This is a genomic window from Mesorhizobium sp. M0189, from assembly GCF_040322135.1.
Lineage (GTDB): Bacteria > Pseudomonadota > Alphaproteobacteria > Rhizobiales > Rhizobiaceae > Mesorhizobium.
On the sequence record NZ_JAMYSW010000005.1, the window covers coordinates 155,125 to 174,081 of the forward strand.

The 18,957-nt window shown below is 63.6% G+C and carries 23 protein-coding genes and 1 pseudogene; 9 read left to right on the forward strand and 15 right to left on the reverse strand.

From position 1 onward, the window contains the following. Nucleotides 1-36: 36 nt before the first annotated feature. Nucleotides 37-552, forward strand: coding sequence for a SixA phosphatase family protein (locus tag NKJ09_RS11730; protein WP_023719766.1), 516 nt, complete (start codon nucleotides 37-39; stop codon nucleotides 550-552). Nucleotides 553-666: 114 nt separating this feature from the next. Here NKJ09_RS11730 and NKJ09_RS11735 read toward each other — a convergent pair whose 3' ends face one another. From NKJ09_RS11735 to NKJ09_RS11770, 8 genes and pseudogenes are all read right to left on the reverse strand, one after another. Further along, nucleotides 667-939: a DUF680 domain-containing protein gene (locus NKJ09_RS11735; RefSeq protein WP_023719767.1), complete on the reverse strand. Its 273-nt coding sequence runs from the start codon at nucleotides 937-939 to the stop codon at nucleotides 667-669. Between the two features lie 276 nt (nucleotides 940-1,215). After that, nucleotides 1,216-1,449, reverse strand: coding sequence for a DUF680 domain-containing protein (locus NKJ09_RS11740; protein ID WP_023719768.1), 234 nt, complete (start codon nucleotides 1,447-1,449; stop codon nucleotides 1,216-1,218). A 621-nt stretch (nucleotides 1,450-2,070) separates the two neighbouring features. Next, a pseudogene (locus tag NKJ09_RS11745) lies at nucleotides 2,071-3,483 on the reverse strand (cation:proton antiporter); the annotation flags it as partial. Nucleotides 3,484-3,668: 185 nt separating this feature from the next. Beyond that, complete coding sequence (locus tag NKJ09_RS11750) at nucleotides 3,669-4,367, reverse strand: DUF2270 domain-containing protein (protein ID WP_023719770.1); 699 nt, start codon at nucleotides 4,365-4,367, stop codon at nucleotides 3,669-3,671. Nucleotides 4,368-4,423: 56 nt separating this feature from the next. Further along, entirely contained in the window at nucleotides 4,424-6,532 is a 2,109-nt protein-coding gene (locus NKJ09_RS11755) for a molybdopterin-containing oxidoreductase family protein (RefSeq protein WP_352495578.1), read from the reverse strand. Nucleotides 6,533-6,574: 42 nt separating this feature from the next. Continuing rightward, a complete protein-coding gene (locus NKJ09_RS11760) occupies nucleotides 6,575-6,772 on the reverse strand; it encodes a hypothetical protein (RefSeq protein WP_023719772.1) in 198 nt (65 codons plus the stop codon). A gap of 4 nt (nucleotides 6,773-6,776) precedes the next feature. Next, nucleotides 6,777-8,654, reverse strand: a complete 1,878-nt coding sequence (locus tag NKJ09_RS11765; RefSeq protein ID WP_352495579.1) for an ABC-F family ATP-binding cassette domain-containing protein — start codon at nucleotides 8,652-8,654, stop codon at nucleotides 6,777-6,779. 454 nt (nucleotides 8,655-9,108) lie between these two features. Next, the gene (locus NKJ09_RS11770; protein ID WP_023719775.1) at nucleotides 9,109-9,288 is read right to left on the reverse strand and encodes a membrane lipoprotein lipid attachment site-containing protein; all 180 of its coding nucleotides are present in this window, start codon (nucleotides 9,286-9,288) and stop codon (nucleotides 9,109-9,111) included. Between the two features lie 132 nt (nucleotides 9,289-9,420). Between NKJ09_RS11770 and NKJ09_RS11775 the strand changes: the two genes are divergently transcribed. The 3 genes from NKJ09_RS11775 (at nucleotide 9,421) to NKJ09_RS11785 (ending at nucleotide 12,220) form a co-directional block, all read left to right on the forward strand. Continuing rightward, the gene (locus NKJ09_RS11775) at nucleotides 9,421-9,594 is read left to right on the forward strand and encodes a hypothetical protein (protein ID WP_023719776.1); all 174 of its coding nucleotides are present in this window, start codon (nucleotides 9,421-9,423) and stop codon (nucleotides 9,592-9,594) included. 94 nt (nucleotides 9,595-9,688) lie between these two features. Beyond that, nucleotides 9,689-11,770: an ATP-dependent helicase gene (locus tag NKJ09_RS11780; protein WP_352495580.1), complete on the forward strand. Its 2,082-nt coding sequence runs from the start codon at nucleotides 9,689-9,691 to the stop codon at nucleotides 11,768-11,770. Between the two features lie 120 nt (nucleotides 11,771-11,890). Next, nucleotides 11,891-12,220 (forward strand): hypothetical protein, encoded by a 330-nt coding sequence (locus tag NKJ09_RS11785; protein WP_352495581.1) that lies wholly within the window; start codon nucleotides 11,891-11,893, stop codon nucleotides 12,218-12,220. A 69-nt stretch (nucleotides 12,221-12,289) separates the two neighbouring features. On the opposite strand, the gene NKJ09_RS11790 is transcribed toward NKJ09_RS11785, so the two are convergent. Continuing rightward, nucleotides 12,290-12,460, reverse strand: a complete 171-nt coding sequence (locus NKJ09_RS11790; RefSeq protein ID WP_023677663.1) for a hypothetical protein — start codon at nucleotides 12,458-12,460, stop codon at nucleotides 12,290-12,292. Nucleotides 12,461-12,593: 133 nt separating this feature from the next. Then, a complete protein-coding gene (locus tag NKJ09_RS11795) occupies nucleotides 12,594-13,106 on the reverse strand; it encodes a DinB family protein (protein WP_352495582.1) in 513 nt (170 codons plus the stop codon). Between the two features lie 77 nt (nucleotides 13,107-13,183). On the opposite strand from NKJ09_RS11795, the gene NKJ09_RS11800 reads away from it, so the two are divergent. From NKJ09_RS11800 to NKJ09_RS11820, 5 genes are all read left to right on the forward strand, one after another. Further along, a complete protein-coding gene (locus NKJ09_RS11800) occupies nucleotides 13,184-13,894 on the forward strand; it encodes a glutathione S-transferase family protein (RefSeq protein WP_352495583.1) in 711 nt (236 codons plus the stop codon). A gap of 313 nt (nucleotides 13,895-14,207) precedes the next feature. Continuing rightward, complete coding sequence (gene bluB, locus NKJ09_RS11805) at nucleotides 14,208-14,843, forward strand: 5,6-dimethylbenzimidazole synthase (RefSeq protein ID WP_352495584.1); 636 nt, start codon at nucleotides 14,208-14,210, stop codon at nucleotides 14,841-14,843. Nucleotides 14,844-15,020: 177 nt separating this feature from the next. Continuing rightward, on the forward strand, nucleotides 15,021-15,317 hold the full coding sequence (locus NKJ09_RS11810) for a DUF1905 domain-containing protein (RefSeq protein WP_352495585.1): 297 nt from the start codon (nucleotides 15,021-15,023) through the stop codon (nucleotides 15,315-15,317). 118 nt (nucleotides 15,318-15,435) lie between these two features. After that, on the forward strand, nucleotides 15,436-15,858 hold the full coding sequence (gene ndk / locus NKJ09_RS11815; RefSeq protein ID WP_023719783.1) for a nucleoside-diphosphate kinase: 423 nt from the start codon (nucleotides 15,436-15,438) through the stop codon (nucleotides 15,856-15,858). Between the two features lie 151 nt (nucleotides 15,859-16,009). Continuing rightward, a complete protein-coding gene (locus NKJ09_RS11820) occupies nucleotides 16,010-16,618 on the forward strand; it encodes a class I SAM-dependent methyltransferase (protein ID WP_352495586.1) in 609 nt (202 codons plus the stop codon). 71 nt (nucleotides 16,619-16,689) lie between these two features. Here the strand turns inward: NKJ09_RS11820 and NKJ09_RS11825 are convergent, their stop codons facing one another. From NKJ09_RS11825 to moaD, 5 genes are all read right to left on the reverse strand, one after another. Further along, complete coding sequence (locus NKJ09_RS11825; protein ID WP_023719785.1) at nucleotides 16,690-16,959, reverse strand: hypothetical protein; 270 nt, start codon at nucleotides 16,957-16,959, stop codon at nucleotides 16,690-16,692. Nucleotides 16,960-17,124: 165 nt separating this feature from the next. Next, nucleotides 17,125-17,304 (reverse strand): SDR family oxidoreductase, encoded by a 180-nt coding sequence (locus NKJ09_RS11830; RefSeq protein ID WP_023719786.1) that lies wholly within the window; start codon nucleotides 17,302-17,304, stop codon nucleotides 17,125-17,127. A gap of 61 nt (nucleotides 17,305-17,365) precedes the next feature. Further along, nucleotides 17,366-18,133 carry a YbaY family lipoprotein gene (locus NKJ09_RS11835; RefSeq protein WP_352495587.1) on the reverse strand — a complete coding sequence of 256 codons (768 nt, stop codon included), beginning with the start codon at nucleotides 18,131-18,133 and terminating at the stop codon, nucleotides 17,366-17,368. 83 nt (nucleotides 18,134-18,216) lie between these two features. Then, the gene (locus tag NKJ09_RS11840) at nucleotides 18,217-18,696 is read right to left on the reverse strand and encodes a molybdenum cofactor biosynthesis protein MoaE (protein ID WP_352495588.1); all 480 of its coding nucleotides are present in this window, start codon (nucleotides 18,694-18,696) and stop codon (nucleotides 18,217-18,219) included. 3 nt (nucleotides 18,697-18,699) lie between these two features. Continuing rightward, complete coding sequence (moaD, locus tag NKJ09_RS11845; RefSeq protein WP_352495589.1) at nucleotides 18,700-18,957, reverse strand: molybdopterin converting factor subunit 1; 258 nt, start codon at nucleotides 18,955-18,957, stop codon at nucleotides 18,700-18,702.

Sequence of the window (18,957 nt, forward strand, 5' to 3'; positions counted from 1 at the left end):
ATGGCGCACGCGATGTTTCGGCCTTATTTTGAAACCATGATGCAATTGCTGCTCCTGCGTCACGCTAAGTCGAGCTGGGACGATCCTGGCCTCATCGATTTCGACCGGCCGCTGTCCGGGCGCGGGCGGAAAGCAGCGCCGCTGGTCGGGCGCGAACTGACCCGGCGCGGCTGGCTGCCGGAGCTGGCGCTGGTGTCGCCGGCGCTGCGCACCCGCGACACATGGCGGCTGGTTTCGGCGGAATTGCCGGCGAAGGTGCAGGCCAAATTTGCCCAGGCGCTCTACGAGGCAGCGGCGGCGGACATCCTCGCCAAGGTGCGGCAAGTAAAGGCGGAGACCGGAACGCTGCTGGTGCTTGGCCACAATCCCGGGTTGGAGGAGTTCGCGCGCGGGCTTGCCGGGGCTGGATCGGATGAAGCGGCGCTGAAAAAGCTGGCGGAAAAATTCCCGACCGCGGCCCTGGCTCGGTTCGACGTCGATGGCGATTGGGCCGGTCTCACCTTCGGCAGCGCCCGACTGACGCACTGCATTTGGCCGAAGGATCTGCGTTAGGGATTTACCAACAGGCCGGGGGAAAAACCGCCGATCCCTCGACCGACCGAGCTTCGCACAAACAAGAGCGGCGGGCCAAGCCCGCCGTTCTTTGTGCTCCCGGGGTTTGAGGAACTAGCGGCCCCAGTTGCCCCGGCCAGATTGGGGCACTACGGGCTGATCCGTGCCGAATCGGGTCGTCGCCCCGGTGTCGACGGCGTTGTGCTCAGCCGCCAGCGGCTTGCGGATGGAACCGGTAAACCCGCTGTCGATAGCGCCGACAGGCGCATTGCCAACAGGCGCGGCCGGCTGGTTGGCACCGTCCGAACCATAGTGGTCGCTGCCGGCAAAGGCGCTGCCCGTGGCGGTGAGGACGATAGCGGCGATGGTAAGAGCAATCTTGGTCATTTCGGGTACTCCAGTGTGCTGGTCATTCGTGAGTTGTCGTTGCTTTCGACGCATTCGAGATGAGAGCGCTGCCCGCGCCGACGAATACGCATCGGCTTTTTCCGACGTGCACGTTGCTGGACGATTTCAGCAACCGAGATTGTGGCTACAGATGAAACCTGCAATTCAAAGTATTCGATTGGCGCAGGATTCGATCCAGCGCTCGTCCCGGCTGATACGCGAAAGCAAGAGTAGCGGGCCGAGCCCGCCGCTCTTTGTGTTCCGGGGCTGTGATAATCAGCGCCCCCAGATGCCTGGGCCGGATTCAGGCGCCACCGACTCGGAAGTCGTCTTGGCACCGGTATGCTCGGAAGTAACCGGCTTGCGGATCGAGCCGGTGAACGTGTTGTCAACGTTGGCAGCAGGAGCGGCCGGCTGGTTGACGTTGTCCGAGCCATAATGGTCGCTGCCCGCAAAAGCGGTGCCGGTGGCAACGAGGATGGCGGCGGCGGTAAGAGCGATCTTGGTCATTTCAGGTACTCCGGTATTTCTCTGTTCTGTCCGTCAAGTGGCGTGCCTTGGGAGGAATTCGCGTCGCTCGGACCACCCCGAGATGGGTCGGCACACCTGTCGTTTCCAATCACGAAAATTTTGTGCCGGTGCGCCAAATTGGCCGCTTGAAATCCGGCATGCGGCTCCTTTCGCCACAATGTGCTTGTTTATTTTCAATTGGTTATGCCGAAAAGCGGGATTTGCGGCGCGAGCATTCTTGAGCCGGCGTTCACCCCCTCCTGTATGCTCTGTCAACAGAACCGAACCGTTCGGTTTGACTTCTTTCTTTCGCTTGACTGATCTGCACTTCAGAGCCTCGATCGACATGCCTGCCGACCGATCAATGCCCAGTAAAAATCACGCTGCCAGCTCAGCGCCAGCGGTGTCATGCTTGGGCCGCGCGCTGGCCAGAAGCACCACGGGGCAGTTGCAGGCGGCTAAAACAGCGCCGGCGGTTTCGCCGAAGAACAGGTCCTCACCCGGACGTTGGGTGACACCCATCACGACGATCGCCGCGCCTTTGGCCGCCTCCCTAGTGATCGCCTTGTCGTCGCTCGGCCTGTCAATTCGGCCGTCTTTCGGCTGAAGCAAGGTGGTGGGCAGGCGAAGCAAGGTAGTGGGCATGCCGCTGCCTCCGCCGACCAGTCCGGCGAGATGGGCAGTGAACTTGCCAATCCTGCTGTCGTCGACCAGCACCAGCAGCCGCTCCAGCCTGGAAATGAAGCCGTATTCGTCCAACGCCTCGCGCTCGACACGCTGCTGCTCGTCGTGCCCAACTGGCAGCCGGCCGAGCGCCCAGCGCAGCATCGGCGGCATGGCCAGCGTGGTGATCACGGCCATGGTGACGATCATGGTGAAGAGATTGTGCGACAGGATGTTCATCGACAGGCCGATGCTGGCGACGATCACCTCGGTCGAGCCGCGCGCGTTCATGGCGCTGCCGACGGCGATTGCTTCCTTGAACGACATGGCGGCGAGCCTGGCGCCGATGAACGCGCCGCCAAACTTGCCGATGCTGGCGATAACCACCAGAGCGCCCGTCAGCATGGCAAGCGTCGGATCGGCAAGCACTGTGAGATCGGCGGAAAGCCCCGCCATGCCGAAGAAGATCGGCATGAACAGCGCGGTGATGACGCCGCGCAGCTGGCCTTCGATATGGCTGGAGAGGATGGGCGATTCCCCGACAAGGATACCGGCGACGAACGCACCCAGCACCGTATGCACGCCTATCATATTGGTGATCAGCGCCATCACGCCCATGATGATGAGGATCATGGTGATCACCGCGAACTCGCTGTGGAATTGATCGTTGGTCCAGCGGATCAAGGTGAAGACAAGACGGCGGCCAATGGTGAAGGAGAACACCATGAATAGTGCCACCGCGGCGATGGTGGTCACCAGCGGCGCGAACTGCAGCCTGCCATTGGTGGCGATGCCGAAGGTTACGGCGATGATAAGCCAGCCGATCGTGTCCTCGATGATCGCCGAGGAAATAATCACCTGTCCGAGGTTGCGGCGCATGAAGTTCATCTCGCGCACCACCATGGCGACGATCTTGACCGACGAGATCGACAGCGCGGTGCCCAGGAACAGCCCGGCGACGGTACGTTGCGTGGCGTCAGACAGCAATGCGCCCGGCAGGAACTGCGCCAGCGCGAAACCGCAGATGAAGGGCACCACGACGCCGGTCGCCGAAATGGAAAAACAGGCCGCGCCAACCCGGCGCACCAGCCGCAGGTCCGTCTCCATGCCGGTCAGCAAAAGCAGCATCAGGATGCCGAGCTGTGAGACGGCGTCGATCATGCCCTTTCGCGCAGGATCGCTGGGAAAGATCAGGTGCTGAGCCGATGGCCATAGCCAGCCGAACAGCGAAGGACCGAGCAGGATGCCGCCGATCAGTTGGCCCATGATTGCCGGCTGGCCATAGCGCTGCAGCACTTCGCCCAGGCCGCGCCCGACAAGCAGCAGCAGGACGATCTCGGCAACGAAAGCGCCTTCGCCCGAACCGCCCATTCCCGAAGCCTTGGTTCCGGCAACAAGCGTCTCCGCCGCCCGGGCCGCTCCTGCGGGGACGAATGCACAAACCAACAGCGCCAGGCTGGAACGTGTCGGAGCCTGCCAAGCCATGAAACCCCCATCGCCCAATGCACCTGCCCCACAACGCGCGACAGGCCGTTGCGTTGCTAGACAGGGCATTGCTAGACGTGGACGTCACCGAAGGAGAGTTCGCCGTCGTCGCTCTCCGTCAGGTAGGCTGCCATCAGCAGGCCGGCATAGAGGACGGCGACCAGCACGACGATGGCGCCACCAGGAACTGGACCCAGCGCAGCACTGGCGACGGCCTCACGCATCGACCCGACGAAGCCGATGCGGACGCCTTCGTTTAAGAGGCTGGGGGTCGACAGTTTGAGGATCCAGGCCAGCAGCAGGATCAGCAGCATGTAGATGTAATTCCGACGCAGGCGGCGCGCCAAAGCCACGCGTTGCGAAATCAGGAATTTTGGTGCGCGCAGGCTCTCGCCGACGATCAACAGCCAATCGGACGCAAAATCCGGCTGCGGTGAGAATACCTGTGCGAAATAGTGCCGTTCGAACTGGCGCACGCGAGCCCGATAGAAGTCGAAGAAGCGGTATCGCCGCGCCTCGATCCACAGCAGCAGCAGAACAAGCAGCATGGCAAACAGCAGCACGCCATGGTGAGCGCTGGCTGTCGAAAGCGAGACGGACAGCATCGCCGCGACAACCGTTATCGCCCAATTGCTCGTCCGGTCCAGGCGGTCGCGCCACCCAGCCATGCGCGCAATCTCGGCGCGATGGAAGTGGGACATCGTGGTTACGAGTTCGCCGGACGAAAGCGTTCGCCCGATGGGGTCCGGCGCCGCCAACGCTTCTGCCATGACCATGCCTCCACCCGCCATGCGAAAACGGCCGGATGGAGATATCGTTCCGACGCTCAATCCGCCGGGCGCAGCCAGACCTTGTTGTCGTGGAAGGCGGCGCCGCCATAGGGCGCCGGCGCATCGGCGCCGGTCAGCACGTTGATGCCCTCGCCGCGCTCATGGGCGCTGTTCGGCCAGATGCCTTCGGCGACGACCACGCCGCGCTTGATGCCGTCGAACAGTTTTGCGTGCAGCACCACCTCGCCACGCTGGTTGCCGACTTCGATGCGGCCGCCGTCGGCGACGCCGAGTGCCGCCGCATCATCGGGATGCAAGAGCAGCTCCGGCCGGCGCTCTTTTGCCTGCGACACCGGCGTTTCGGTGAAGGTCGAATTGAGGAAATTGCGCGCCGGCGAGGTGGTCAGCCGGAACGGGTGCGCCTCGTCCGCCACCTCGATCAGATCGACATGGTCGGGGAATTCCGGCAGGCTCGCCACCGGCCCGAACAGGCCCATGCTTTTCGGTGGCCGATTGGGCGACGCCTGGCCCGTCCAGTCGGCGCGAAAATGAAACTTCTTGTCGGCATGGCCGAAGCCGTCGAGGTAATGCGCGGCATCGAAATCCGGCTGCAAATCGACCCATTTCTGCTCTTTCAGGCTCGAAAAGCTGCCCAGCCCGCGCTTGCCCAGAATGACGTCGATATGCTGCTGCTCGGTCATGCCGAAGCCCGGGCGATCGGCGACACCGAGTCTTTTGCCGAGTTCCTCGATGACGAAATGGTTGGTGCGCGGACCTTCCGGCGGGTCGATCAGCTTCGGCCCGAGCGTGATGTGCTGGTTGCCGCCGCCCTTGTAGACGTCGTCATGCTCGAGAAACATCGTCGCCGGCAGCACCACATCGGCGAGCTTGGCGGTGTCGGTCATGAACTGCTCGTGCACGCAGGAGAACAGATCGTCGCGCAAAAAACCCTGCTTCACCAGCCGCTGCTCCGGCGCGACATTGACCGGATTGGTGTTCTGGATCAGCAGCGCCGTCACCGGCGGGCCGCCATAGAGCGCATCCTCAGCCCCGGTCAGCACCGGGCCGATGCGCGAATGGTCGAGATGACGGATCGCGGGGTCGCGCATCCGCGTGCCTTCGAGCAGTTCCTGATTGAGCTTGAAGATGCCCGAATTGGTATGGAAGGCGCCGCCGCCTTCATATTGCCAGCAGCCGGCGACCGCGGCGATCGAGGCTGCGGCGTGCATGTTGACCGAACCGTTGCGCTGGCGCGAAAACCCGTAGCCGAGGCGGAAGTAGGTCTTGTTCGTCGTGCCGACGAGACGGGCGAAGGTCTCGATTTCGTCGACAGAAAGCCCGGTGATATCAGCGGCCCATTGCGGCGTCCTCGTTTGAAGATGCGCTTCCAGACCATGCGGGTCGTCGGTGTATTTTTCCAAATAAGCGCGGTCGGCCATGCCGTCACGGAACAGCACGTGCATCACCGCGCAGGCCAGCGCGCCGTCGGTGCCGGGCTTCAGCACTAGGCCGAGATCGGCCTGCTTCATCGTCGCGTTCTCGTAAACATCGATGACGACGATCTTGGCTGCGCGTTCCTTGCGCGCCTTGATGGCGTGGGTCATGACGTTGACCTGCGTGACCACGGCGTTGGTGCCCCAGATCACCACGCAGTCGGATTTGCCCATCTCGCGCGGATCGGGGCCGCGCAGTGCGCCTGCCCCCATCATCCAGCCGGTCCAGGCCAGATTGGTGCAGATCGAACCGAAGAAGCCGGAGTATTTCTTGGCATGCCTGAGCCGCTCGATGCCGTCGCGCTGCACCAGACCCATCGTGCCGGCATAGTAATAGGGCCAGACCGTCTCCGAGCCGAATTTTGCCTCCGCCGCGATGAACTTTTCGGCGACAAGGTCGAGTGCGGCCTCCCAGCTCGCTTCCTTCCAGGCGCCCTCGCCCTTGGCGCCCGCCCGGATCAGCGGTTTCAGCAGGCGGTCGGGATGATGGACGCGGTCGGCGTAGCGGGCGACCTTGGCGCAGATGACGCCGGCCGTGTAGCTGTTGCCCTTGGCGCCATGGACGCGGCCGATACGCCTGGCGTCAAGCAACTCGACCTCGAGCGCGCAGGTTGAGGGACAATCATGCGGACAGGCCGAATGGCCGATTTTGAGCTTGGCGTGCTGATTCATGGGAGCAAACTAGCCGGTTGTGATAGCGGCGTGTAGGGCCAGTTACACGCCATCAATGCGCTTGAACAAGGCGTTGTAGGCACCGCATTTCGGGCAATGTATGTGGCGCTCGACATGCGATGATCCGGCTCCGGCGTCGATGACCAGCAGATTGCCGTCTCCACACTCAGGACATTTTACGACAGCTCCGGAATTGACGGCCAAAACCTTGGCAGCTTCGATCCACAGTTTTGCCGACATCGTCCTACTCCGCCGTGCCTTCCTCGTACTCCGCCGACATCGACAGCCATTTCTCCTCGTGGCCGGCCAGCTGTTGCGCGAGTTGTGAGCGTTCCTTGGCCAGCCTTGTCGCGGTCGAGGGGTCCTTTTCGTAGACGGCCGGATTGGCGAGTTCGTCCTCGATCAGGTCGATGCGCTTGCGGAGGCGGTCCATCAGCGCTTCGGTGGCGCGGATTTCCTTGGCCAGCGGCTCGAAAGCGGCGCGGCGCGCGGCTGCATCGCGGCGGCGGTCGGCCTTCGAGGCTTTGTCCGCCTCGCGCTTGCCGCGGCGGTCGCCGGAGACGCCGGTGACCAGCGTCTTGTAGTCCTCGAGGTCGCCGTCATACGGGTTAACCGCGCCCTCCTTGACCAGCCACAGCCGGTCGGCGGTCGCTTCGAGCAGATGGCGGTCGTGCGAGATCAGGATGACGGCGCCGGGAAAATCGTTCAGCGCATGGATCAGCGATTCACGGCTGTCGATGTCGAGATGGTTGGTCGGCTCGTCGAGGATGAACAGGTTCGGCCCCTCGAAGGCCGACAGGCCCATCAGGAGCCGCGCCTTTTCGCCGCCGGACAGGTCTTTGGCGGCGGTGTTCATCTTTTCGGTGGTCAGGCCGAACTGCGCGACGCGGCCGCGCACCTTGGATTCCGGCGCGTCCGGCATCAGCCGGCGGACATGCTCATAGGCGTTTTCGTCGGGCCTGAGGTCGTCGAGCTGGTGCTGGGCGAAGATTGCCACCTTCAGCCCGGGCGCCACGGTCATGCCGCCGGTCTCCGGCTTCAGCCGGCCGGCCAACAGCTTGGCGAAGGTCGACTTGCCGTTGCCGTTGGCGCCGAGCAGCGCGATGCGGTCGTCGGCATCGACGCGCAGCGTCATCTTCTTCAGGATCGGCGCACCCTCGGTATAGCCGACATTGACGTTGTTCAGCGCGATGATCGGCGAGGCCACCGTCTTCACCGGCGCCGGAAAGGAGAACGGCCGAACCGTGTCGTTCACAATCGCGGCGATCGGCTTCATCTTCTCCAGCGCCTTGATGCGCGACTGCGCCTGCCTCGCCTTCGACGCCTTGGCGCGGAAGCGCTCGACGAAGGATTCCATGTGCTTGCGCGCGGCTTCCTGCTTCACGCGGCCCTTCTCCTGCAATTCGCGCTGCTCGGTATATTGGCGCTCGAACTGATCGTAGCCGCCGCGCCAGAACGTCAGCTTCTTCTGGTCGAGATGGACGATCGAATTGACGGCTCGGTTGAGCAGGTCGCGGTCGTGCGAAATCAGCAGCACAGTGTGCGGGTATTTCGACACGTAGTTTTCCAGCCACAGCGTGCCTTCGAGATCGAGATAATTGGTCGGCTCGTCGAGCAGCAGCAGATCGGGCTCGGCAAACAGCACCGCGGCCAGCGCGACGCGCATGCGCCAGCCGCCGGAGAAGGACGAGGCCGGGCGCCGTTGTGCGGCGTCGTCGAAGCCGAGGCCGGCGAGAATGGTGGCGGCGCGTGACTCGGCCGAGTGCGCATCGATATCGGCCAGCCGCATATGGATATCGGCGATGCGGTGCGGATCGGTCGCCGTCTTTTCCTCTTCGAGCAGCGCACTCCGTTCAAGGTCGGCCTTGAGCACGATCTCGATCAGCGGCTCCTCGGTGCCCGGCGCTTCCTGAGCGACCTGGCCGATGCGTGTGTTCTTGGGCAGACTGATCGAGCCGGTCTCGGAGGCGAGGTCGCCGGTGATCGCCTTGAACAAGGTCGTCTTGCCGGTGCCGTTGCGGCCGACAAGGCCAGCCTTGCTGCCGGCCGGCAAGGTCAGCGAGGCATGGTCGAGAAGCAGGCGTCCGGCCATGCGGAGCGAAAGGTCGTTGATGATCAGCATGGCCGCGCTTTTGCACGGGACAACCATGCTTCGCAAGGGCTTGAGCCCCGGTTCGCCGCATAAGGCGCGAAAACCGGCAAGCAGGTGACGCCGACCCCCGCGCACCGCGACTTCCCGCAAAACGCAAAAAGAACCCGCTATCCTGAGGGGGGACAAGGAAAGCGGGTTCTTTCGTGAACGGCGGCCTTGGGAGCGTCCGATCGACACCCAAACACGCAGCAGCCGGGTTTGTTCCATGGGATAGACAAACCATGTGATGAACAAACGCCGGCGTGGCGGCAGGTTTGTCCACAGGGCGTGCCGTTTGTACGCTATCGGACCATGACGCTGCGGAAAGACTCGGCTATTCTTGGATGTGCGGCGGGCCTGATCTCCGCCTGGCCGGCGTCATCAGCTTCCTCCCAAGCGGCGCCGGCCACCCTTTTTTGACCGGCGCCGACGCCATTTGAAGCGGTCATTGTTTCGGCGGCGTGCCGGGCTGATCGCCGCCGGTCGTCGACTTCGGCACCGGATTCTTGTCGACCTGCGGATTCTGCTCGACCGTATCGCCAGGGGCCTTGGTCGGCTGGATGTTGTTGTCGCAACCCGCAACGGTCAGCGCTGCCACAAGCAGCAGGATTGAGCGCTTTTTCATCGCAGTCTCCTCTCGCCCGACAACGAGGCGTCGGCGATTTGGTTGCGCGATCGGTGTCGTTCCCGCATTCGCCGAGCAGTCGGGGAACAAAATGCCGCGTCTCCGGTTGCTCCAGAATCAATGGAGGAAGCCATGATCCGTCTGCTTATCGCCGGGGCAATCGTCTATGTTGCCTATCGCGTCGCCAAGAAAGTGATCGACGAGGTGCCCGACGATTTCGATCCGCTGCTGCTGCCGCCACCAGAAGACGATCGCGAGGCGCTGCGGCGGCAATCGGCAAGGATGGGCGTCGAGCCCGGGCGTTAGTCAACAGGCCTGCCCGCAAGGCTTCTTCGTTCACGAGCCCTATCCCGGCTCCACAAACCGTTGCGAACAAAGCAGAAACGATGCTTGATGGGCGATGAACCTCGCCGCCCGTGATTCGTCCTTCCAGCCGGCCTATCTGGCAAAGCTCAACGCCGAGCAGCGGCTTGCCGTCGAACATGGCGATGGCAAGGTCGCGGGACCATTGCTGGTGATTGCCGGCGCCGGCTCCGGCAAGACCAACACGCTGGCGCACCGGGTCGCGCATCTGATCGTTAGGGGTGCCGATCCGCGCCGCATCCTCTTGATGACATTTTCCCGCCGTGCCGCGGCGGAAATGGCCAAGCGGGTCGAGCGCATCGCCGGCGAGGTGCTGGGCCGCGATGCTTCTGTCATCACCGATGCGCTGAGCTGGGCCGGCACGTTCCACGGCATTGGCGCCAGGCTGCTGCGTGATTATGCGCTGGAGATCGGTCTCGATCCCGCCTTCACCATCCACGACCGCGAGGATTCCGCCGACCTGATGAACCTCGCCCGCCACGAGCTTGGGTTTTCGAAGACCGAAGCCCGCTTCCCGACCAAGGGCACCTGCCTTGCGATCTATTCGCGTGCCGTCAATGCACAGGCGCCGCTCGGCGAGGTGCTGGGTTCGGTGTTCCCGTGGTGCGCCGGCTGGGCCGAACAGCTGAAACAATTATTCGCCAGATATGTCGAGGCCAAGCAGGCGCAGAACGTGCTCGATTACGACGATCTGCTGCTCTACTGGGCGCAGATGGCCGGCGAGCCGGAAATCGCCGCGCATCTGGGTGCACGTTTCGACCATGTGCTGGTCGATGAATACCAGGACACCAACCGGCTGCAGGCCTCGATCCTGACGGCCCTCAAGCCCGACGGATCGGGGGTGACGGTGGTCGGCGACGACGCGCAGTCGATCTATTCATTCCGCGCCGCGGAAGTGCGCAATATCCTGGATTTTCCCAAGCAGTTCGCGCAGCCGGCCGAGGTCGTCATGCTGGAGCGCAACTACCGCTCGACCGAGACGATCCTGGCGGCGGCCAATGCGGTGATCGGCGAAGCGTCGGAACGTTTCACCAAAAATCTCTGGTCGGAGCGCAAATCGGCGGAAAAGCCGAAGCTGGTGAGCGTGCGCGACGAGATCGAGCAGGCGAGCTATGTCTGCCAGGCGATACTCACCGAGCGCGAGGCCGGTACCGTTCTCAAAGCGCAGGCCGTGCTGTTTCGCGCCTCGCACCATAGCGGCCCGCTGGAGATCGAACTGACGCGCCGCAACATCCCCTTCGTCAAATTCGGCGGGCTGAAATTCCTCGATGCCGCCCACGTCAAGGACGTGCTGGCCGTGCTGCGCTTTGCCGAAAACCCGCGCGACCGCGTCGCCGGCTTTCGCGTGCTGCAACTTCTGCCCGGCATCGGCCCTTCGGCCGCCAATGCGATCGTCGAGACCATGGCGACGTCGCTCGACGAGACGATGGGGCTTGCGCGCTACCGGCCGCCGCAACGGGCCGCCGACGACTGGCCGGGCTTTGTCGCGCTCTATTGCGGCCTGCGCGCCGGCGCAAAGAAATGGCCGGCCGACATCGAGCAGGTCAGGCTCTGGTACGAGCCGCATCTGGAACGCATCCACGAGGATGCGACGACGCGCCGGGCCGATCTCCTGCAGCTCGAGCAGATCGCCTCCGGCTATGGATCGCGCGAGCGCTTCCTCACCGAGCTAACGCTCGATCCGCCGGACGCGACCAGCGACGAAGCCGGACCTCCGCACCGCGACGAGGATTATCTGATCCTGTCGACCATCCATTCGGCCAAGGGCCAGGAGTGGAAGAACGTCTTCGTGCTCAACACCGTCGACGGCTGCATCCCGATCGACCTAGGGGTCGGCAGCAAGGAGGACGTCGACGAGGAGCGGCGGCTGCTCTACGTGGCCATGACGCGTGCCAAGGATAGCCTGCATTTGGTGATGCCGCAGCGTTTTTTCGTCCACGGCCAGGCGGCGCGCGGCGACCGCCATGTCTATGCCTCGCGCACGCGCTTCATCCCGCGCCCGATCCTTGGTGCCTTCGAGCAGGTGGCGTGGGCCAGCGTCCAGGCAAGGGACGATCCGCGCCGCCAGCCGCAGGTGCGCGTCGATCTCGGCGCCCGCATGCGCGGCATGTGGAAATAGGCACCCGCCTCGGCGCGCTGCTCACCCGGGCGAGCGAAAAAAACAAATCACGGCAACATGGAACCTCGCGCCGTGATCCGCGTTTCTGCCCGACCCCCAGACCGGAGAACGGCGTCCGCCGTGACCTCCGCCCATTCGAGAGGCCAGAATGCACGACAGGACGTTTTCCACACCGGTCGCCCTAACCGTTGGCGCCGGCTACAAGCGGACGATCGCTTCGTTCTCCGAGATGCACGAGTTCCTGACCGAGTTCCCGCCTTCGCGCCGGCGGCTGAGCTATGGCGCCGCGGTAAAGGCTGCGAGGCGGCACGCGCCGGCGAGATCTCGGCCGAAGCGGCACGCGACGCCCTGATCACCTTCGCCGTGACGGCCGGCATCCTCTGGCCGGCCGCCCAGCCGGCAGTCTCGGTCAAGCCGGTCGTCCGGGGCCTCGGCGGCTACGCCGCCTGACGCAACCTCTTCGTCATCATGGCCGGCCGGAGATGCGGTCCGTTGTCGGTGGTTTTAGGTCGGCAGATCCTAAATCAGCTGCCTTCTGATGCTCATCCGGGTCACCGCAGTCACAAGAATGGCGCCGATCATGAAATAGATGGTCGCGACAATGTCGCCCTGGTGGAAATAATAGCCGGAGTTGAGAAGCGCCAGGACCACGGCGAAGAACGCCACAAGGCGCAAGGGTTCATTGGGCATGCGTGCCAATTCTCGCTGTTGCTGCTGAAGCGGCCGCCCTCACGACCATGCGCTCCATAAAATGTTTTGGCGCTTTTTGCAATCTCGGCAGGTCGTCCGCTATCGACCATCCGCTTCACCAGCCGCCCCAGGTTCAGGCGAATGCCCTGCCCTCCTCGCTGCGCTGGAACATCGTCAGGTCCAGTCCGAGGCTTGGCTTGCCCAGAACGGTCAGGATCGCATGCGCCTGGCCGCGGTGGTGGGTCTGGTGGTTGAAGAAGTGGTCGAGCGCCGGCGCCAGCCGCTGCGAGACGGTGCGCATATCCGAGACGGTCATGTAGGAGAAGCGGCCCGACAGCGCCTTGTCGCTCAAGCCGGCAACCCAGTCGATGATCCGTTTGTCCTCGGCCTCGCGCGCCAGCCGCAAGCCTGGCAAGGCGCGGTGCAGGATCGTGTCGAGCCTTGCCGGCGCGTCGCCCTCGCCGGTGAAGCGTTTCATCCAGATACGGTCGGCTGCCAGGAGGTGGTTGAGCGTTCCCATCATCGAGCCGAAGAAGACGCCGACATTGCGGTCGAACTCTTCCTCGTCGAGATCGGCGGCGGCATCGTAGATGCGGCCATTGGCCCATTGATTGTAGGCCGCAAACATCCTGAAATGCTGTTTCATTCTTCTCTCGACCTGCGAGACCCTGTTTCGCGTGGGTCTGTTTCGGGCATAGTTAGACTGCAAGGACGCTGCCGCCAATGACCATTCTGCTCTACGACCTTGTCGGACGCGACGCCGCCCGCCCATTCAGCCCACATTGCTGGAAGGCGGCGATGGCGCTGGCCCACAAAGGGCTCGACATCACCAGCGTGCCGACCCGTTTTCTCGAAGTGCCGAAGGTGGAAGGCGGCGTCTCGAAGCTCGTTCCGGTGATCCGCGACGGCGAGACGGTGGTCGCCGATTCCTTCGCTATCGCGCTCTATCTCGAGGAGGCCTATCCCGAGCGGCCGACATTGTTTTCCGGCGACGGCGGCAAGGCGACGGCGCGCTTCATCGAACGTTGGTCGCAGCTGACCATCCATCCCTACGTCACCACCGCTGCGATATTGGACCTGCACGCCATGCAGGACGAGGCGAACGCCGCCTATTTCCGGCAGAACCGCGAGCAGCGCTTCGGCAAGCGCCTGGAGGCGGTATACACCACCCGCGACGCTGGGCTCGCCAGCTTCCGGGCCTCGCTGGAGCCGCTCCGCTCGATGCTTGGCTATCAGCCCTTCATCGGCGGCCCGTCGCCGCTATTTGCCGACTACATCGTTTTCGGCGCGCTGCAATGGGCGCGCATCGCCACGCCCTACCGGCTGCTCGACGACAGCGACGTCGTGGCGCAATGGTTCGAACGATGCCTCGATCTGCATGGCGGCCTCGGCCGCACGGTCGCGGCGGCGGCGATCGCCCCGCTCGATAGTTGAAATCGGCAGTTTCATCGGCAACGCCACATTTTGTTCTTGCTTTGTGCCGGCAGCTATGCTACTAATTTGGGTATGGTGCTGATTCGTACCGACGACCCGCCCGGCTTGCCGAGGCGGGTTTTGTTTTGCCGGTCGAGGTCCAACTGCGTTGCCGGCAGGGACGTTGTCCGGCCTTAACTGAAAGTTGCCAGCCGGCGAAATGCGACAATGCGGGTAGACGAAGTGTCGCTCGAAGCGCCTCATCCGTGCCTGGATCGAAGCAAACAAGACGAACATCCGGCGAACCGGGCAATCACAACAAAGGCAGCGCGCCATGACCGCAAACCCAGAGTTCCCGGCCGACTTTCGCGCCGGGCTCGCCAATCTCTTCCTGTGGCGGCGCGACGTCAGGCGGTTCAAGCCGACGCCGCTCCCCGAAGGGGCGCTGGAGCGGCTGCTCGAGCTTGCCAGCGCCGCGCCTTCCGTCGGGCTGAGCCAGCCCTGGCGCTTCGTCGTCGTCGAGAGCGAAGCATGCCGCGCTGCCGTCAGGGCCTGCTTCGAGCGCTGCAACGCGGAGGCACTCGCAAATTTTTGCGGCGAACGCGCCGCGCTCTATGGGCGCCTGAAGCTTGCCGGCCTGAATGAGGCGCCCTGCCAGCTTGCGGTTTTCGCCGACCGCGCAACCGAGCAAGGGCATGGGCTCGGCCGCCTGACCATGCCAGCCACCATAGACTATTCCGCTGTCATGGCAGTCCACACGATGTGGCTGGCGGCGCGCGCCGAAGGAATAGGCATGGGCTGGGTCTCGATCCTCGATCCGGCCGAGGTGGCGACGATCCTGGACGTGCCGGCGGAGTGGACGCTGATCGGCTATTTTTGTGTCGGCTATCCAAGCGAGGAACACAGCGTGCCGGAACTGGAACGGCAAGGTTGGGAAGTCCGGCGCGCTTCGATCGTGATAAAACGGTAGTGCAACGGCGGCGCTGCCATTCTTTTTGCAGGAAAGCCATTCTCTTTGCAGGGGAGAATGACTCCTCCGCTGCAGGGCAGAATGGATATCATGGATGTTTCGCCGATCGTCAGCATCGCCAACAAGAGACCAAGGCAAAGCCAGTCGTGACGGCCTTGATCTGAGGAAGGGCATAGAATGTTTCGCTGCGAGGTGCAGGCCGAGATCTGGGTCTATCCGGGCAAGGGCGGCTGGCCTTTCGTGACGCTACCGCCGGAACCTGGAGCATGGATCAAGACGGCGATGGTGGGGATGGCAAGGCCCTGGGGCTCGCTTGGCGTGGAAGCCGTCATCGGCCAGACCAGATGGCGGACATCGCTGTTTCCCGACAAGAAATCCGGCAGCCTGCTCTTGCCGATCAAGACGGCGGTGCGGGTCCGCGAAGGCCTTAGGGCTGGCGACACGGCCAACCTGACGATCGAGATAGAGCTATGACACATTGGGTCTGGCTGACGGCGACGCGCTGTGCGCCCACCTCCCCTTGGCAAGCCGGCGGGCGGCTTGTATAGAGCCCGCCACCCTCAATTCCACTCTCCATCACAAGGACGATCCCATGGCGCTCGAACGCACCTTTTCCATGATCAAGCCGGACGCGACCCGTCGCAATCTCACCGGCGCCATCACCAAGATACTGGAAGATGCCGGCCTGCGCGTCGTCGCTTCGCGCCGGGTGTGGATGAGCCGCCGCGAGGCAGAAGGTTTCTATGCCGTCCACAAGGAGCGTCCGTTCTTCGGCGAGCTGGTCGAGTCCATGTCGTCGGGCCCGACCATCGTGCAGGTGCTGGAAGGCGAGAACGCCATTGCCAAGAACCGCGAAGTGATGGGCGCCACCAATCCGGCAAGCGCCGCCGAAGGCACCATCCGCAAGCTGCACGCGCTGTCGATCGGCGAGAATTCCGTGCATGGTTCCGATGCGCCGGAAACCGCCGCGCAGGAGATCAAATACTGGTTCTCGGACACCGAGATCGTCGGCTAAGCCGGCATCCCGAACCCATCAAAGAGGCCGGCGCAACGCCGGCCTTTTTCGTTAGCAGACATTTCAGGTTCAGGCTCCTCGACGGGTCATGGGTGCGTTAAGCTCGAGGGCACGGATCAAACGCGGTCGCGACAACGGAGCCGACCAGGCCATGACCAGCACCATTCCCGGCTTGTTTCAGGGCACCGAGATGCCGACCGGCGGCTGGTGGGAGGCGTTGTGGCCCGACCCTGCCGGGGTGTTGACGGCGGTGGGAATGAAGCACGGCATGGATGTGGTCGATCTCTGCTGCGGCGACGGCTGGTTCACGCTGCCAATGGCCAGGGTCGTTCGTCAGGTCATCGCCATCGACATCGATGCCGATCTGCTCGAAGTCGCCCGGCGGCGGCTGGCCGACGGAGGCGCGAGCAATTGCGAGTTTGTGGCGGGCGACGCCTATGAGCTTGCCAGGCTGGTGCCCCGGCCCGTCGACTTCGTCTTCATGGCCAACGCTTTCCATGGCGTTCCGGACCGGCCGCGCCTTGCCCGCGCCGTGCGGGCGACGCTTGGCAGGGCCGGTCGTTTTGCCATCGTCAACTGGCACCAGCAGCCGCGCGAGCAGACCACGGTTCTGGGCGAGCCACGCGGACCGAAGACCGAGCTGAGGCTGTCACCCGGACAGACCACCGCGGCGGCGGAAGCAAGCGGGTTCAAGCTCGCCGAACTGATGGATATACCGCCCTACCACTACGGCGCGGTATTCAAACTCGCGACAAATTGAGAATGCCTGGTGTATGCGGTCGTCGCCCGATAGATCTCGCCCGCCGCCCCCTAGCGGCGGGTTCTGCCAGTCTATTTCGCCTGGCGTTCCTTCACGTTCGCATGTTCGTTCGCCGCTTCCGTGTCGGTGGCCGGCGTCTGTGTATCGTGACCTGTGAACGGGCTACCCTGCCCGGGCGCGAGATCGCCGCTATGACCAGCCTTGTTGGTCTGGAAAGGCTGGCTGTCAGGACTGAGACCATGTTGAAGGGCATCGAACAGATGGTCGTCCGCCTTGGCAAGGCCGGTGAAGGCAAGGAGCGATGCACCGGTGGCGGCAAGGATAAGCGCGTGCGTTTTCATGTCTGGACTCCTTTGAGTTAAGGCCAGAACGAGCCGCAGCCATTCTGGCGGCATCAACGAAGGGACAAACATCCCTTTTGCCTTACCCGCCATCGTATGAGGACGTAACGCGCGCTCTGTCCGGTTTATTCCGGCTGAAACACAACGTGATCGACATGCGGCCGATCAGGCGACCGAATAGCCGCCATCGGCGAGCAGGCCGTGGCCGGAGACGAACGAGGCGTCATCGGAAGCAAGGAAGGCCACGACCGTCGCTATCTCTTCCGGCGAGCCAGCCTTTGACGCGCCGCTTCGGCCTGACGTCTGCGCCGCCACCACAGGTGTGATCGTTTCGGAACGGTCCAAGGCCTGTTGAGAATCAGGGCAGGCCGAGCCGGTGCAGGCCTCACCTGAATATCGACAAGTCTCAACTCGCAGCATTGAACCGCAGGATGACGCGGTCATCCTTGTCGGCGATGATGAGCTTGCCGGCGTCGATATGGTACGACGCTGCCTTGGCCAGCGCCTCGAACAGCGCCTTTTCCTCGGCCATGGTCTCGGACGCGCAGGCCTTGAAGGTCGAACCGATGTCACTGATGGTAATCGTCGAACCATCGACTTTGGCGGTAGCGAAATAGACGTTGCAAGGGCCGCTGCCGCCGGCCTTGCCGGCTTCGCTGATCCGGAATGTCGCCCGCGGCTCGGCAATCACGCCGATGCCGTCGATATATTCGACCAGCCAGCTTTGGCCGAACACGGAAGCTGTCGCCGGCTCGGCGCTCGGCGCCGCCATTTTCAGCATGATGGTCTGTGGCGCGTCGCTGAGCGGGTCGACCTGGTGGCGCGCACCTGTGACGAACAGCAGCCGGTCGTCGACAGTGATGCGCGCCTGCAGAGCGTAGGTCATATCAGGCCGGATCACCTGCGGATCGAAGCTGATCTCGAACTTGATCGGCACCTGGCCGGCCGGCACCACCTTGCGCTCACCGATGATTGCGGCCGGCGCGTCGGCCAGCGACACGTCGGCAAGCTGCACGGAAAGCACGGCATTAGGCGGCAGGGCGATGCGCTCGCGATACATCACCTCGCCCTTGAGGGTCTTTTCGGCAGCCGCGGAATGATCCGGAACGGCCAGGATGCCGAGGGCCAGCGGCGCCAGCCCGAAGATGAAGAACTCGGCAATCTTGTCCAGCATGATCCTGCTCCCCTTCCGGCCAAGGGTCTCGCAGGATTGCGGTCAATAAATGGCCGGCAGGGTATGGGAACGGCCGTCGGGATTTATTCGGACGGCGGCTGCTTCCAGCGGCTCGCCGCCTTGTCGTCGGCCTCCTTGGCGTCGACCCAGCCGCCCTCCGAACCGTCGCTATGGTGTTCCTTCTTCCAGAACGGCGCCCGTGATTTCAAATAGTCCATCAGGAAATTCGCGGCCTCGAACGCCGCCTGCCGGTGGGCGGAAGCCGCCACCACCAGCACGATGTTTTCGCCGGGCGCGATCTTGCCGTGGCGATGGATGGCAGTGAGGCCCTGCAGTGGCCAACGCTCGATTGCCTCGCCGGCGATGCGGGAAATCTCGGCTTCGGCCATACCGGGATAATGTTCGAGCTCAAGCGCGGAGAGCCTGCCTTGCTCGTCGCGGCAAAGGCCGGAGAAGGTCACCACAGCGCCGATGTCGTTGCGACCCTGGGTCAGCCTGGCGATCTCGGCGGCGACATCGAAGTCCTCCGCCTGGATGCGCACCACAGGCACCACCGCGGACATGGTTCAGCCACCGGTCATCGGCGGGAACAGCGCGATCTCGCGCGCGCCGGCGATCTTCTCGCGGTGCTCGACATGTTCCTGGTTGATGGCGACGCGGATCACATCAGGATATTGCAGCGCGTTCTCGTATTCCTCGCCGCGTGATTTCAGCCAGCGCAACAGGTCGGCGACGGTTTCAATGCCGTCCGGCAGTTCGACGTCTTCCTCCGGTCTGCCGATCCGCTCGCGCACCCAGGCGAAATAGATGAGCTTGGTCGACAT

Excerpts from the sequence above, each read along its gene's own strand:
- NKJ09_RS11730 (WP_023719766.1), top strand. The coding sequence starts at position 37 with ATGATGCAATTGCTGCTCCTGCGTCACGCTAAGTCGAGCTGGGACGAT.
- NKJ09_RS11735 (WP_023719767.1), bottom strand. The coding sequence starts at position 939 with ATGACCAAGATTGCTCTTACCATCGCCGCTATCGTCCTCACCGCCACG.
- NKJ09_RS11740 (WP_023719768.1), bottom strand. The coding sequence starts at position 1,449 with ATGACCAAGATCGCTCTTACCGCCGCCGCCATCCTCGTTGCCACCGGC.
- NKJ09_RS11750 (WP_023719770.1), bottom strand. The coding sequence starts at position 4,367 with ATGGCAGAAGCGTTGGCGGCGCCGGACCCCATCGGGCGAACGCTTTCG.
- NKJ09_RS11755 (WP_352495578.1), bottom strand. The coding sequence starts at position 6,532 with ATGAATCAGCACGCCAAGCTCAAAATCGGCCATTCGGCCTGTCCGCAT.
- NKJ09_RS11760 (WP_023719772.1), bottom strand. The coding sequence starts at position 6,772 with ATGTCGGCAAAACTGTGGATCGAAGCTGCCAAGGTTTTGGCCGTCAAT.
- NKJ09_RS11765 (WP_352495579.1), bottom strand. The coding sequence starts at position 8,654 with ATGCTGATCATCAACGACCTTTCGCTCCGCATGGCCGGACGCCTGCTT.
- NKJ09_RS11770 (WP_023719775.1), bottom strand. The coding sequence starts at position 9,288 with ATGAAAAAGCGCTCAATCCTGCTGCTTGTGGCAGCGCTGACCGTTGCG.
- NKJ09_RS11775 (WP_023719776.1), top strand. The coding sequence starts at position 9,421 with ATGATCCGTCTGCTTATCGCCGGGGCAATCGTCTATGTTGCCTATCGC.
- NKJ09_RS11780 (WP_352495580.1), top strand. The coding sequence starts at position 9,689 with ATGAACCTCGCCGCCCGTGATTCGTCCTTCCAGCCGGCCTATCTGGCA.
- NKJ09_RS11790 (WP_023677663.1), bottom strand. The coding sequence starts at position 12,460 with ATGCCCAATGAACCCTTGCGCCTTGTGGCGTTCTTCGCCGTGGTCCTG.
- NKJ09_RS11795 (WP_352495582.1), bottom strand. The coding sequence starts at position 13,106 with ATGAAACAGCATTTCAGGATGTTTGCGGCCTACAATCAATGGGCCAAT.
- NKJ09_RS11800 (WP_352495583.1), top strand. The coding sequence starts at position 13,184 with ATGACCATTCTGCTCTACGACCTTGTCGGACGCGACGCCGCCCGCCCA.
- bluB (WP_352495584.1), top strand. The coding sequence starts at position 14,208 with ATGACCGCAAACCCAGAGTTCCCGGCCGACTTTCGCGCCGGGCTCGCC.
- NKJ09_RS11810 (WP_352495585.1), top strand. The coding sequence starts at position 15,021 with ATGTTTCGCTGCGAGGTGCAGGCCGAGATCTGGGTCTATCCGGGCAAG.
- ndk (WP_023719783.1), top strand. The coding sequence starts at position 15,436 with ATGGCGCTCGAACGCACCTTTTCCATGATCAAGCCGGACGCGACCCGT.
- NKJ09_RS11820 (WP_352495586.1), top strand. The coding sequence starts at position 16,010 with ATGACCAGCACCATTCCCGGCTTGTTTCAGGGCACCGAGATGCCGACC.
- NKJ09_RS11825 (WP_023719785.1), bottom strand. The coding sequence starts at position 16,959 with ATGAAAACGCACGCGCTTATCCTTGCCGCCACCGGTGCATCGCTCCTT.
- NKJ09_RS11835 (WP_352495587.1), bottom strand. The coding sequence starts at position 18,133 with ATGCTGGACAAGATTGCCGAGTTCTTCATCTTCGGGCTGGCGCCGCTG.
- NKJ09_RS11840 (WP_352495588.1), bottom strand. The coding sequence starts at position 18,696 with ATGTCCGCGGTGGTGCCTGTGGTGCGCATCCAGGCGGAGGACTTCGAT.
- moaD (WP_352495589.1), bottom strand. The coding sequence starts at position 18,957 with ATGTCGACCAAGCTCATCTATTTCGCCTGGGTGCGCGAGCGGATCGGC.